Here is a 12444-nt window from a genome sequence, read left to right as displayed (position 1 = left end):
AAGAAGGCCGCGCGTGAACGACTTCAAGGCCGTGGTCATGACCCCGCAGATCTACCAGTACGTGCGCAAACAGGCAGGCCAGCCCACCGCGGTGCAGGAGAAGCTGATCGCGAGGACGCTGGAACTCGGCGACTCGGCGGAGATGCAGATCCCGCACGAGCAGGCCGTTCTGCTGTCCTTGCTGGTCAAGCTCACCGGCGCGCAGACGATCGTCGAGGTCGGCACGTACACCGGGTACTCCACGCTCGCGTTCGCGCAGGCGCTTCCCCCGTCCGGCAAGGTCATCACCTGCGACATCTCCACCGAGTGGACCGCGATCGCCGAGGAGGCGTGGCAGGCGGCGGGCGTGCGCGACCGGATCGACCTGCGACTCGGGGCGGCCGCGCAGACGCTGGCCGAGCTGCCCGAGGAGCCGGTCATCGACCTGGTGTTCATCGACGCGGACAAGGTCGGGTACGTGCACTACTGGGATCTGCTGGTGCCACGGGTGCGTCAGGGCGGCCTGCTGCTCGCGGACAACACGCTGTACTACGGCGAGGTGGCCTCTGAGCAGCCTGAAGGCAACGCGGCCGCGATCGACGCGTTCAACCAGTTCGTGCGGCGTGACCCCCGCGTGGAGTCGGTGCTGGTGCCCATTGCGGACGGACTGACTTTCGCTCGGAAGTTGTGAGCATACCGACCGGTCGGTAGGGTGGTCTTCAAGTCGCGCACTTGGAGGCGTTCATGGCTCGTTGGGGAATCACGCTGCCGCTGATCGGTGTGCCGGTGCTGGAGCACCACGCGCTGGTGTCCGAGCTCGCCGGGCTCGGCTACACGGACGTGTGGTCGGCCGAGACGACCGGGACGGACGCGTTCACGCCGCTCGCGCTGGCCGCGCAGTGGTCCTCCGAGCTGCGCTTCGGCCCGGCGATCGTGCCGGTCTACACGCGCGGCCCCGCGACGCTGGCGATGAGCGCGGCGACGATGGCCGAGGTCACCGGTGGCCGGTTCGTGCTGGGCATCGGCTCGTCGTCGCCCGCGATCGTGCAGCGCTGGAACTCGATCCCGTTCGAGGAGCCGTTCAAGCGCACTCGCGACACGCTGCGCTTCCTGAAGGCGGCGCTGGCGGGGGAGAAGGTCACCGCCGAGTACGACACGTTCAAGGTCTCGGGCTTCAAGCTGGAGCGCCCGCCGGCCGAGAAGGTGCCGATCATGCTGGCTGCCCTGCGGCCGAACATGCTGCGGCTGGCCGCTCGTGAGGCCGACGGCGCGATCACGAACTGGCTGGCCGCCACCGACGTGGCGAAGGTGCGGGAGGAGCTGGGCGACGCCGAGCTCGCCGCGCGGATCTTCGTGTGCCCGACCGAGGACGCCGACGCCGCCCGTGCGCTGGGACGCATGCTGATCAGCACCTACCTGACCGTGCCGGCCTACGCGGCGTTCCACGACTGGCTGGGCCGCGGCGACGTGCTGCGCCCGATGCACGAGGCGTGGGCGGCGGGCGACCGCAAGGCCGCGTCGAAGTCCATCCCGGACGAGGTCGTCGACGCGCTGGTCGTGCACGGGTCGCTCGACCAGTGCCGGGCGCGCGTCGCCGAGTACCAGGCCGCGGGCGTCGACACCCCGATCATCGCGCTCCTCCCGACCGGCGGCGACCAGGTCGAGCAGGTACGCGCGCTCGCACCCAAGGCCTAGCCGTGCCCGGCGCGACCGAGCAGAAGATCATCGACGCGGCCGTGCGCCTGTTCGCGTCGCAGGGCTACGACGCGACCTCGGTGCAGGAGATCGTCACGGCCGCGGAGGTGACCAAAGGCGCGCTGTACCACTACTTCCGCGCGAAGGACGACCTGCTCTTCGAGATCTACCGGCTGCTGATCACGTCCCAGTCCGCCGACATGGACCGGATCATCGGGCTCGGCTTGTCCGCCGGGGAGACGGTCCGGGAGATCCTGGGCTCGCTGGTGGTCTCGACGGCCGAACGGGTCGACGAGACGGCCGTGTTCGTGCGCGAGCTGCACCGGCTCGGCGAGGACCGGATGACCGAGTTCCGCGCCGAGCGCCGCCGGTACCACGAGACGTTCCTCGCGGTGATCGAGAAGGGGCAGGCGGACGGCTCGTTCAGCTCTGCGGTCCCTGCGGACACCGTCGTGCGGATCGCGTTGGGCGTCGTGAACCAGCTGCCCATGTGGTACCGGCCGGACGGCCCGAAGCCGCCGTCGGTGCTGGCAGGGGAGATCGCGGACTTCGTGCTGTCCGGGCTTTCCGCCGGCGGACAGTATCCGGAAAGGCCTGCTTGATCTCCTTTCCGGCATGGACCTGTTGTTCGCGACCATGCCCGTGCCCGGCCACGTCGCACCGCTGTTGCCCATCGCCCGTGCGTTGACCTCGCGCGGCCATCACGTGCGCTGGTGCACGGGCCGGGTGTTCGAGGAGCGCGTCACGGCTTGTGGCGCGGAGTTCGTCGCGATGAACCCGTCGATCGACCACATGGGGCGCAACGTCGACACGTTGTTCCCCGAGCGCACCTCGCTCAAGGGCGTCGCCAAGCTGCGCTACGACATGCGCGCGGTGTTCCTCGACCCGATCCCGGCCCAGGTCGACGACCTGCGCCGGGTGCTGACGTCTCGTCCCGCTGATCTCGTGCTGCACGACACCGCGTACGTCGGTGCCACGGTGCTGGAGCAGCTCGGCGGGCCGCGCGCGGTTTCCGTTGGTGTCACGCCGATGATGCTGCCCGCGGCGGACGTGCCGCCGTTCGGACCCGGTCTTCGGTACCGGTCCGGTGTGGTGGCGCGGCTGTCTTACGCGGCGGTGCGTTCGTTGCTGGACAACGTGGTGTTCAAGCCGGTTTACGAGCACCGCGACCGGATCCTGTCGACGTTGGGTCTGCCGGCCGGAGAGCGCGGGCTCGCGAGTGTGTCCGCGCACCTGCACCTGCAGAACGGTGTCGCGGCGCTGGAGCACCCGCGTGCTTTCCTGCCGCCGCAGGTGAAGTACGTCGGGGCGCTGGTGGATCCCGTGGCTGTCGTCGAGCTGCCGTCGTGGTGGGAGCGGATGGTGAGTTCTGGCCGACCCATCGTGCACGTCACGCAGGGCACGGTCGCCGACATGGATCTCGGGCAGCTCGTGCTGCCCACGATCCGGGCGTTGGCCGACGAGGACGTCACCGTGGTCGCGAGTGTTGGTTCGCACGACGTGGGGCCGTTGCCTCCTAACGCTTTCGCGGCGCCGTTCCTGCCGTACGACCGGTTGCTGCCGCTGGTGTCCGCGATGGTGACCAACGGCGGGTTCGGCGGGGTGCAGCTGGCGCTGGCTCAGGGAGTGCCGCTGGTGGTGGCGGGGATGACCGAGGACAAGCCCGAGGTGGCGGCTCGGGTGGAGAGGTCGGGTGCTGGGCTGAACCTGCGGACCTCGACGCCGTCGGAGAAGGCGATTAAGGCTGCCGTGCGGAAGGTGTTGGGTGGTCAGGGGTTCCGGGCGCGGGCGGAGATGTTGGGGGAGGAGTACCGGCGGCACGACGCAGGAGAGCTGAGCGCCGGATACGTTGAACGTTTGATTCAGACGAGTGCTGCCAACGGAGTACAAGCCGGTTGATCTGGAAGGGTCCTGCTGATCCCCTCCAAGCCCGGAATCTCCCGCAGCACCGCTCGGAGCGCCGCGAGGTGCAGCGGGTCGGTGATCCTCTCCACCGCCTTGCTCACCTCGTCCGTCCACCGAGGTCCGTCCAGCGCGACGAGGTGCGCCGCCGCGACGGCCGTTCGCACCGGCAGGGCCCGACTCTCCGCCACCGCCTCCCGGAAGCGTTCGACGGCCTCGGACACCTCACCGCGTTCGAGGTGCGCGAGGCCGAGCAGCGTGGTCGCGGCGGTGGCGAGGTCGTGGGCGGCCCACTCGTGCGCGGAGGCGCGGAGTGCGGTGAGGTCGGTGGTCGTGGGGTCGAGGTAGGCCAGGCGCAGTTCGGCGTGCCCGCGCTTCACCGGCGAGAGTCCGGCGGCGTCGCGGGCTCGGGTCCACCTCTCGCGAGCACGAGAGCGGTGGCCGGCGTGCTCCTCGGCGTCGCCCAGCCGCAGTTCGGAGTAGACGATGCCGAACGTGTCGCCGATGCCCTCGAAGTAGCGCAGGTTCGCGGTGGCGGCCTCGACCGCGGCCTCGAGGTCACCGGCGCGGCGGTGCAGGTCGGAGCGGACGGCGTCGAGCATCGCCTCCAGCCACGGGTGGTCGATGTCCGCCAGGGCCTTCTCGGTCTCCTCCAGGCACGTCCGGGCCTCGTCCGGACGCAGGTGGACGGCCACGACGGCGACGGCCACCAGCGCGATCCGCACCTCCTCCGGGACGGATGTCGTGCGGTAGAGCGAACGGACGCGGGCCGCCGGTTGCCAGGGATCGGCCAGCGTGCCGGACAGCCAGCCGAGGTAGCTGTGCCACGCCAGGGCCAGGGACAGCGGGCCGTCGCAGCCGGGGACGGGAGCCGCGTCGAACGAGGCGAGCGCGCGGCCGAGCCACCGCGCGCCCTCGGCTTCGCGGCCGCTGACGTACCAGAAGTAGCCCAGCACGCCGTGCAGCGCGAGTGCCCGAGGGGTGTCGCCGCGGTCGAGGAGCCACGTCGTCACGGCGCGCAGGTTCGGCAGCTCGGCCAGGAAACGCCGCAGCAGCTCGTCTTTGCGGGTCGAGCTGAGCCCGGCGTAGACCTCCTGCGCGAACGCCAGCAGCACGTCCGCGTGGCGGGAGCGGAACTCCGTCGTGTCCGCGGTGCCCGAGGCGTAGGCGCGGACGGTTTCCAGCAGCCGGAAGCGACCGTCCGGGCCCGGCACGACGAGCGACTTGTCGACGAGCCGCGCGAGCACGGCGGAGGAGGCGCCGCACACCCGTTCCGCGTCGGCGAACGTGCAGCCGTCGCGGAACACCGACAGGCCCGCGAACACCTGGCGTTCGGCGTCGGGCAGCAGATCGTAGCTCCAGTCCAGCACCGACCGCAGCGAGTGGTGACGTGCCGGGGCGTGGCGGGTGGCGTTGGCGAGGCCGTCCAACCTGGACTCGATCTCGTTCAGGGAGAACAACCGGGTGCCGGCCGCGGCGAGTTCGAGGGCCAGCGGCAATCCGTCGAGACGCGTGCACAGCTGGGCCAGCGCGGTGTCGTCGCCGCGAATTGCCGGTGCGCGGTCGCGGAACAACCGCATGGCGTCGGCAAGTGCCAGTGGCGCCAACGGGAACTGGCGTTCGCCCTCGATCGACAACGGTTCGCGGCTCGTCGCGAGCACGGTGAGCCGCGGGCAGCGGCCCAGCAGCAGGCTCACCGCTTCGGCCGCGTCGTCGACGACGTGCTCGCAGTTGTCCAGCACCAGCAACGCTTCCCGGTCGCGCAACCACGACAGCACCCGGTCGCGCGGCGCCCCACCCTCCAGCACCGTCGCCGCGACGGCATCCAGCACGCTGCCGTCGCGAGCGGTGGAGGCCAGTTCGATCATCCAGGCGCCGTCGCGGTACGCGTCGCGCAGCCGGTGGCCCAGTTCGCGCGCTGTGCGGGTCTTGCCGACGCCGCCGGGTCCGGTCACGGTGACGAGCCGGTGCTCGCGGAGGGTTCGGTGCAGGTCGGCGAGCTCGGTGTCCCGGCCGGCGAGGGTGCCGACGGGGTGGGGCAGGTTGCCGGCGGCGGGGTGGCCCCGGCCTGTTCGAGTGGCCACCGGGTGCGGCACATCGCCGGTCGTGGTCACGTCCCGCAGCAGTTCCAGGTGCAGCGCGGCGATCTCCGGCGACGGGTCGGCACCCAGCTCGTCTGCCAGGCGTTCGCGCAGTTCGCTGAACACCACCAGCGCTTCCGGTTTGCGTCCCTCCCCGTGCAGCGCGCGCATCAGCAGCCCTGCCAGGCGTTCGCGGAGCGGGTGCCGCGCGACGAGCCCGGTGAGTTCCGCGACCGGGAACTCGCCCCGCGAGATCTCCGCGTCGATCGCGGTCTCCAGTGCGGTGAGCCGGAGTTCTTCGAGCTCCGCGCGCCAGGCCTCGGCGAACTCGTAGTCGACCGGGTCGCGCCAGGTGGCGAGCGCCTTCCGGAGGTCGGCTCCTGTCGCGCAGGCTTCCACGAACACGTCCACGTCGACCTCGCCCGGCTTGGTGATCAGCCGGTAGCCGCCCTGTTCGGAGACGAGGCGCGGTTCCGGCAGCGCGGCGCGGAGCTTGGCGATCTGCACGTGCAGCGCGTTCACCGGGTCCTTCGCGGTGTGCCCGGTCTCGAACAGCCTGCTCGCGGTCACGACGTTCGGCCTGGAGATCAGCAACATCGCGAGGATCGCCCTGGCGCGGGCACCCGGCAGCGCGACGGGGGTGCCGTCGTCGCCGGACACCTCGACCGGACCGAGCAGGTGGAACCGCATGGCGGGCAGTTTCCCATGTGAGCGCGTCCACGGTGGCTGACCTGCGAATTAAGACGGCAGAAAGGGGCGTGGAGCACGCTGGTCCGCATGAAACTCGGTCTTGCCCTGCCCCAGTACGGCGTGTTCGCCGATCCTTCCGCCGCACTGCGCGTCGCCGTCGAAGCGGAGGGCATGGGCTTCGACAGCCTGTGGGTGTCGGACCGGCTGCTGCTCCCGACCGCGCCACGCGACCGCTACATCAGCCCGGACGGCGTCATCCCGTCCGCGTACGAGAACTTCCTCGATCCGTTGACACTGCTCGCGGCGGCGGCCTGTTCGACCTCACGGGTGCGGCTGGGCACGAGCACGTTGAACGCGCTGTGGCAGCCGCCCGCGCTGCTCGCCCGCACCGTCACGACGTTGGACCAGCTCAGCGGCGGCCGGATCGACCTCGGCATCGGCGTGGGCTGGATGCGCGACGAGTACCAGGCCGCCGGCGTGCCGTGGGAGGGCCGTGGCGCGCGGCTCGACGAGACGCTGGACGTGCTCGACGCCTTCTGGGGTGGCGATCTGGTGGCGCACGAGGGTCCGTTGTGGACGGTGCCAGAGTCGCTGGTCAAAGCCAAGCCGGTGCAGTCGCCGCGCCCGCCCGTGCTGCTCGCCGGTCTGGTTCCCGCGGCCTTCACCCGCATCGCGCGCCGGGCGGACGGCTGGCTCGCTGTCGGCCTGCCGTTGCCGATGCTGACTCAGACCATCGAGTCGATCAAGCAGCAGGCCTTGTCGTTCGGGCGTGATCCGGGCGCGTTGCGGTTCCCGTTGCGGATCAACCCCCACATCACCGCGGACAAGGCCGATCCGGCCCACGTCCCGCACGTGGGCACGGTCAGCCAGCTCGCGGACTACGTGCGGCGGGTCGACGGCCTGGTGGACGAGGTCTTCGTCGACTTCCAGCTGACCGCGTGGGATGTGGACGAATACCTCGACCTGGCGCGGACGTTGATCTCCGCGGTCCAGTAACAGCGGGAGGCGCGACGCCGAACTCCCTGGTGAGGGGGAGGTTTCCATGTCGCAGCTGCCACCTGAGTACGGCGTCGCGCCGCCATTGCACGAGCCGCCGCCACCGTCGCCGAAGTGGCCGTGGGTGATGTTGCTCGTCGTGGCGCTGCTGGTCGTCGGCACGCTCACGTTCGGCAACCACGTGACGAGCATGCTCCGCCGCACGATCAGCCCGACCTCCGAGGCTGTGAGCTCGCCGGAGCCATCCGTTCCCGCGACGCGCGTGGTGACGTTCGAAGTGACTGGGAGCGGCAAGGCGTTCAACGTCACCGCCACCGTCGGCGCGTCCATCCACAACGAGCCGAACGTGACGTTGCCGTGGACCAAGACCGTCGAGGTGCCCACCGACGCCCCGATGTCGGTGATGCTCGTGGTGGTGGCGGGCCCGGACGGCGCCGAGGTGCACGGCAAGTACACGATCGACGGCACGACTGTCCGCGAGGGCAAGGCTTCCGGGCCCTACGGCGTGCTGACGATCACCGATTCCTGAGTGCCGCCAGCGCCTTGTCGGCGTGCGCGTTCATCGAGAACTCGCTCTTGATCACCTCGATGATCTCGCGGTCCGCGTCGATGACGAACGTGTGCCGCTTCACCGGGATCGGCCCGAACCGGCGCTTCACCCCGAACTGCTCCGCGACCTCGCCGTCGACGTCGGACAGCAGCGGGTAGTCGAAGTTGTTCAGCTCCGCGAACTGCTTCTGGCGATCGACGTCGTCGGTGGAGATGCCGACGCGCTGCGCGCCGGCCTCGGTGAACTCGGCGGCGAGGTCGCGGAAGTGGCAGCTCTGCGCGGTGCAGCCGGCCGTCATCGCGGCGGGGTAGAAGAACAGCACGACCGGGCCGTTCTCGAGCAGTTCGGACAGCTTGCGCTCGGTGCCGTCCTGGTCGGGCAGGGAGAAGTCGGGGGCGAGGTCGCCGGGCTTCATGGATCTCCAATACTCTCGAACCGTGACCAGCATGTCCGATGTGGCCAAGGCTGCAGGGGTGTCCGCTGCGACCGTATCGCGGGCCCTGCGCGGCGAACCGGGCGTGTCCGAGGCGACCAGGCAGCACGTGAGCGAGATCGCGCGGCGGATGAAGTACGCCATCGCGCGCGACGCGTCGTCGTTGGCCGGTGGGCGCCGGTATGCGATCGCGGTGCTGACGTCCGAGGTCAGTCCTGTGCTGGCCGGTGCGGAGGGCGCGCTGCGGCAGGCCGGTTACGACGTGCTGCTGTACGTGCTCGGTGATGAGTCGTCGAGGGAGAAGTTCTTCGACGAGCTGCCGCTGGGGCGCCGGGTCGACGGAGTGCTTCTTCTGTCCATGTCTTTGACAGAGGCCGAACAGACCGCGCTGGCTTCACTCGAAGTTCCTCATGTGACCGTCGACGACGCGGATCTGCGGCACGCGTTGCAGACGGCCTTGCAGCACCTGCTGTCCCTCGGGCATCGAGACGTGGCGCTGGTGCTGTCGGACGGAGAGGACGAGTCGTACGACGAGATCCTGGTGTCCGCAGGGCTGGAGGTCCGTCCGGAGTGGACGGTCTGGTGCTCGCCGACCGTCGACGGCGGCGAGCAGGTGGTCGACGTCCTGCTGGACGGCGAACGGCTGCCGACCGCCGTGATCAGCTCGAACGGCGCGGCGGCGCTGGGCATCTACCTGCGCATGCAACGCGACGGGCGCGCGGTGCCGGACGAGGTGTCGATCGTGTCGCTGGACGGGCAGGAGCTCACCCGCGTCGTCGGGCTGACCGCGGTCGAGGGTGCGGCGAAGGAGCAGGGCGAGCGGGCGGTCGCGGACCTGTTCACGTTGATCCGCGGTGGCGAGATCGAACCGGCCGAGCACCCGGTGCGGCTCGTCGTCCGGAACTCCAGCGGCCCGGTCAGCCCTGCGGGTAGATAGTCACGTGCGTCCCGTTGACGGCCCACTCCGCTGACCTTTCGCGGGTGGCCGTGCCGTTGGCGAGCGGCGCCCACCACGTCCGTTCCGCGTAGGTGCGCCCGCTCACGACGAGTCTGCCGTTCTCCCTGCTGACCTCGGAGACGCCGATCGCCCGCATCTCGTCCGGTGTCAGTTCCCCGTCCGCCACGGCGGCACGCAGCGCTGCGGTGATGTCCTGGATCTGGCCGGTCGCGTCGCGCTTGGCCGCGGACTCCGCGATGTTCCAGGCGGCGAACAGCCAGATCAACAGCACCACCGCCACAGCGACGAGCAGCCACAGGAAGATGCGCACGGCGGGAAAGTACTGTGAGCGCATGCCTGTCGAAGAGCGTTTGACCGAACTGCCCGCGTTGCCGAACACCCCCGGCTACGCCCACGCCGTGACGGTCACCGGGAAGGTCGCGTTCGTCTCCGGCCAGATCGCGGTCGACGCCAAGGGCTGCGTGGTCGGCGTCGACGACCTGGGGGCGCAGACCCGGCAGGCGTTGAGCAATCTTCATCACGTGATCAAAAACCTCGGCGCCGACTGGTCGGATGTCATCAAGTTCACCTGGTATGTGCTTGATGCTTCGGAGGTTCAGACCATTCGTGATGTCCGTGACGAGATTCTGCGGCCCGCGCTGGGAGAAGTGCACAACCCGGCGAGCACTCTCGTCCAGGTCGCGGCATTGTTCGGGCCCGATTTTCTGGTCGAGGTCGAGGCTGTTGTCGCCATTCCGGCAGAAGCATCGGATGTCTAAGTAAAATGCAACTGAGGGTGTGGTCTCGACCGGCCTGCACCCTTCGGGTGACCAGGGACCATTTGCTCTGGTAATACGCATCGAGCTGTGACATAGCTTGTACTTGTGGAGGAGTTGGTGGCGCGGCTGGCGGACGCCTGGGGCGTTGCCACTCGGTACGAGAACGCGGACCAGCAAGAGGTCACCGTCGACACCGAGGTCGTCGTCAAGGTCCTCGCCCAGTTCGGCGTCGACGCGTCCACTGAGGACTCCGTGGCCCGCGAGCTCGCGCTGGTCGAGCAACGCCGGGCCGAACGCGTCCTCCCGCCCACCATCGTGATCCGCGAGTACGAGACGTACGACCTGCGCGGGCCGGCGACCGTCCATCTCGAGGACGGCGGCACGTTCGAGGTCGAACGCCGCCTGCCCGATTCGTTGCCGCTCGGCTGGCACCGGGTGGAGACGGCGACGCAGACGATCACGCTGGCCGTCGCGCCGAGGACGTTGCCGGACGTGCCGCACACCTGGGGCTGGATGCTGCAGCTCTACGCCGCCCGCTCGAACGACTCGTGGGGGATGGGCGACTTCGCCGACCTCGCCACGATCGCGCGGCGCAGCAGTCTGGAGCTGGAAGCGGGCGTCGTGCTGGTCAACCCGGTGCAGGCACCCAGTCTGACCCACCCGGTCGAGCGCTCGCCGTACTCGCCGACCAGCCGCCGGTTCGCGAACCCGCTGTACCTGCGGATCGCCGACACCGCGGAGTTCCTGCAGGCAGGCCCGCGCACCCGGCAGCTGATCCGCGACCTGCGCCCGCCGAACGCCGACCTGATCGACTACGACGTGATCTGGGACGCGAAGAAGCAGGCGCTGGAGCTGCTGTTCCCCGGCGGCGACGTCGAGATGGACGCGGACCTGCGCGCCTTCGCCACCTACTGCGCGCTGGCCGAGATCCACGGCAAGGACTGGCGCTCCTGGCCCGCGGACCGCGAGGCTCCGGCGGATCGAGTCGCCTTCCACGCGTGGCTGCAGCACCTGTGCACGCGCCAGCTGCAGGACGTGCGGCTCGCCGCGCACGAGGCCGGCATGGCCATCGGCGTCATTCACGACCTGCCGGTGGGCGTCTCGCCGGGCGGCGCGGACACGTTCGCGGACCCGGACGTCTTCGCCATCGACGTGACGGTCGGCGCGCCACCCGACGCGTTCAGCGCGGACGGCCAGGGCTGGGGCCTGCCGCCGTGGCGCCCGGACAAGCTCGCCGAGACCGGCTACCGCCCGTTCCGCCAGGTCCTGCGCTCGGTGTTGAAGCATGCCGACGGCATCCGCATCGACCACGTCGCCGGGCTGTGGCGCCTGTGGTGGATCCCGCCGGGCGAGCCGCCGTCACGTGGCACGTACGTCTACTACGACGCCGACGCGATGCTCGGCGTGCTGGCTCTGGAGGCGTACCGAGCCGGCGCTGTCGTGGTCGGCGAGGACCTCGGCACGGTCGAGCCGGTCGTCACGAAGACGTTGCAGGAGAACGGCATGCTGACCAGCGCCGTCCTCTACTTCCAGCGCGACTACTACGCCGACGGCCACCCGCTGATCCCGCCGTCGCAGTGGAACCCGCGGGCCATGGCCAGCATCTCCACGCACGACCTCCCGACGGCCGCGACGTTCTTCGCTGGCCCGGACGGCCCGGACTTCGACGCGTTGATGCTGGCGGAGGGCATCGACCCCGCGGACCGGGTCGCGGGCGCCCACGAGTTGCTCGCGCAGGCACCCTGCGCGTTGGTCCTGACTTCACCTCAGGACGCTCTGCGGGAAACCCGGCAGCCCAATGTGCCGGGCACGATCGACGAGCACCCGAACTGGAGAATTCCCCTGCCCGTGGCGTTGGACGATTTCTTTCCACGCGTGCGGGACATCACCCGTCCGCTGCGCAGCCGGGAAAGATGAAACTTCCACGTAACGGCAGGTCACGCACCTGCGGAGTACTGTAAAGCCGTCACCCGACGGCGGACGACGAACGTTTTGGAGGTGGCGTACCAGATGAGCTCAGCCGTGAGCACGCGGAACCCAACCGGCGTGCTTGAACTGGCCGTCGAGCAGGTCCTCGCTTCGGTGAGACCGGCTGCACTCGGCGACCCGGTGGTCGGGGCACGGCGCGCGGAGGAATCCCTGCGTGACGCGCTGCGGGACGCAGGACCCGTGGAGGACAACATCGCTCTGCAGCACGCGCTGGCGTGCGCGGAGGCCGCGTGTGAGCACCTCAAGTACGTGGAGATCCAGGAAGCACGCACGCTGCTGACCGCTGCCCGTGGCCAGCTCGTGTTGGCGCACGAAGGAGTGTGACTGCATCCGGTAGCCGCCTCGCTGCGACGATCACACGATCGAATTCAGCCGCTCCCACTCTCGTGAGAACCTTCGAGTGACGGGCCCGA

At 69.8% G+C, this 12444-nt stretch carries 13 protein-coding genes; 10 read left to right on the top strand and 3 right to left on the bottom strand.

What is annotated here, in order from left to right:
- Positions 1–13 precede the first annotated feature (13 nt).
- From AB0M24_RS28680 to AB0M24_RS28665, 4 genes are read left to right on the top strand one after another with little or no spacing between them, the layout of a single operon-like run.
- Positions 14–670 (top strand): O-methyltransferase, encoded by a 657-nt coding sequence (locus AB0M24_RS28680; protein ID WP_363774432.1) that lies wholly within the window; start codon positions 14–16, stop codon positions 668–670.
- Between the two features lie 53 nt (positions 671–723).
- Positions 724–1674 (top strand): LLM class F420-dependent oxidoreductase, encoded by a 951-nt coding sequence (locus tag AB0M24_RS28675; RefSeq protein ID WP_363774429.1) that lies wholly within the window; start codon positions 724–726, stop codon positions 1672–1674.
- Positions 1675–1676: 2 nt separating this feature from the next.
- A complete protein-coding gene (locus tag AB0M24_RS28670; protein ID WP_363774426.1) occupies positions 1677–2276 on the top strand; it encodes a TetR/AcrR family transcriptional regulator in 600 nt (199 codons plus the stop codon).
- Between the two features lie 13 nt (positions 2277–2289).
- Entirely contained in the window at positions 2290–3573 is a 1284-nt protein-coding gene (locus AB0M24_RS28665; protein ID WP_363774423.1) for a nucleotide disphospho-sugar-binding domain-containing protein, read from the top strand.
- Here the strand turns inward: AB0M24_RS28665 and AB0M24_RS28660 are convergent.
- Positions 3537–6347 (bottom strand): BTAD domain-containing putative transcriptional regulator, encoded by a 2811-nt coding sequence (locus AB0M24_RS28660; protein WP_363774420.1) that lies wholly within the window; start codon positions 6345–6347, stop codon positions 3537–3539. The two genes, AB0M24_RS28665 and AB0M24_RS28660, sit on opposite strands and share 37 nt — an antisense overlap.
- An 87-nt stretch (positions 6348–6434) precedes the next feature.
- On the opposite strand from AB0M24_RS28660, the gene AB0M24_RS28655 reads away from it, so the two are divergent.
- Positions 6435–7343, top strand: a complete 909-nt coding sequence (locus tag AB0M24_RS28655; protein WP_363774417.1) for a TIGR03619 family F420-dependent LLM class oxidoreductase — start codon at positions 6435–6437, stop codon at positions 7341–7343.
- A 46-nt stretch (positions 7344–7389) separates the two neighbouring features.
- The gene (locus AB0M24_RS28650; RefSeq protein ID WP_363774414.1) at positions 7390–7872 is read left to right on the top strand and encodes an MmpS family transport accessory protein; all 483 of its coding nucleotides are present in this window, start codon (positions 7390–7392) and stop codon (positions 7870–7872) included.
- Here the strand turns inward: AB0M24_RS28650 and AB0M24_RS28645 are convergent.
- A complete protein-coding gene (locus tag AB0M24_RS28645; protein WP_363774411.1) occupies positions 7859–8308 on the bottom strand; it encodes a peroxiredoxin in 450 nt (149 codons plus the stop codon). The genes AB0M24_RS28650 and AB0M24_RS28645 overlap by 14 nt on opposite strands.
- Positions 8309–8339: 31 nt before the next feature.
- Here AB0M24_RS28645 and AB0M24_RS28640 point away from each other — a divergent pair, with 31 nt between their 5' ends.
- Positions 8340–9263 carry a LacI family DNA-binding transcriptional regulator gene (locus AB0M24_RS28640; protein WP_363774570.1) on the top strand — a complete coding sequence of 308 codons (924 nt, stop codon included), beginning with the start codon at positions 8340–8342 and terminating at the stop codon, positions 9261–9263.
- Here the strand turns inward: AB0M24_RS28640 and AB0M24_RS28635 are convergent.
- Positions 9244–9594 (bottom strand): hypothetical protein, encoded by a 351-nt coding sequence (locus AB0M24_RS28635; protein ID WP_363774408.1) that lies wholly within the window; start codon positions 9592–9594, stop codon positions 9244–9246. The genes AB0M24_RS28640 and AB0M24_RS28635 overlap by 20 nt on opposite strands.
- Positions 9595–9616: 22 nt before the next feature.
- Here AB0M24_RS28635 and AB0M24_RS28630 point away from each other — a divergent pair, with 22 nt between their 5' ends.
- The 3 genes from AB0M24_RS28630 (at position 9617) to AB0M24_RS28620 (ending at position 12355) form a co-directional block, all read left to right on the top strand.
- The gene (locus AB0M24_RS28630) at positions 9617–10042 is read left to right on the top strand and encodes a RidA family protein (protein ID WP_363774405.1); all 426 of its coding nucleotides are present in this window, start codon (positions 9617–9619) and stop codon (positions 10040–10042) included.
- A gap of 105 nt (positions 10043–10147) precedes the next feature.
- Complete coding sequence (locus AB0M24_RS28625) at positions 10148–11959, top strand: 4-alpha-glucanotransferase (protein WP_363774402.1); 1812 nt, start codon at positions 10148–10150, stop codon at positions 11957–11959.
- Positions 11960–12064: 105 nt separating this feature from the next.
- Positions 12065–12355: a hypothetical protein gene (locus AB0M24_RS28620; RefSeq protein WP_363774399.1), complete on the top strand. Its 291-nt coding sequence runs from the start codon at positions 12065–12067 to the stop codon at positions 12353–12355.
- Positions 12356–12444: the final 89 nt, after the last annotated feature.

This window comes from Lentzea sp. NPDC051838 (assembly GCF_040681245.1).
Taxonomy (GTDB): Bacteria; Actinomycetota; Actinomycetes; order Mycobacteriales; family Pseudonocardiaceae; genus Lentzea.
Note: the sequence above shows the minus strand (reverse complement) of the source record. Positions and strands in the feature narration are given on the sequence as shown.

Bases quoted from the DNA above. Each gene is read 5' to 3' on its own strand.
- AB0M24_RS28645 (WP_363774411.1), bottom strand. From the start codon at position 8,308: ATGAAGCCCGGCGACCTCGCCCCCGACTTCTCCCTGCCCGACCAGGAC.
- AB0M24_RS28655 (WP_363774417.1), top strand. From the start codon at position 6,435: ATGAAACTCGGTCTTGCCCTGCCCCAGTACGGCGTGTTCGCCGATCCT.
- AB0M24_RS28640 (WP_363774570.1), top strand. From the start codon at position 8,340: ATGTCCGATGTGGCCAAGGCTGCAGGGGTGTCCGCTGCGACCGTATCG.
- AB0M24_RS28660 (WP_363774420.1), bottom strand. From the start codon at position 6,347: ATGCGGTTCCACCTGCTCGGTCCGGTCGAGGTGTCCGGCGACGACGGC.
- AB0M24_RS28675 (WP_363774429.1), top strand. From the start codon at position 724: ATGGCTCGTTGGGGAATCACGCTGCCGCTGATCGGTGTGCCGGTGCTG.
- AB0M24_RS28665 (WP_363774423.1), top strand. From the start codon at position 2,290: ATGGACCTGTTGTTCGCGACCATGCCCGTGCCCGGCCACGTCGCACCG.
- AB0M24_RS28630 (WP_363774405.1), top strand. From the start codon at position 9,617: ATGCCTGTCGAAGAGCGTTTGACCGAACTGCCCGCGTTGCCGAACACC.
- AB0M24_RS28650 (WP_363774414.1), top strand. From the start codon at position 7,390: ATGTCGCAGCTGCCACCTGAGTACGGCGTCGCGCCGCCATTGCACGAG.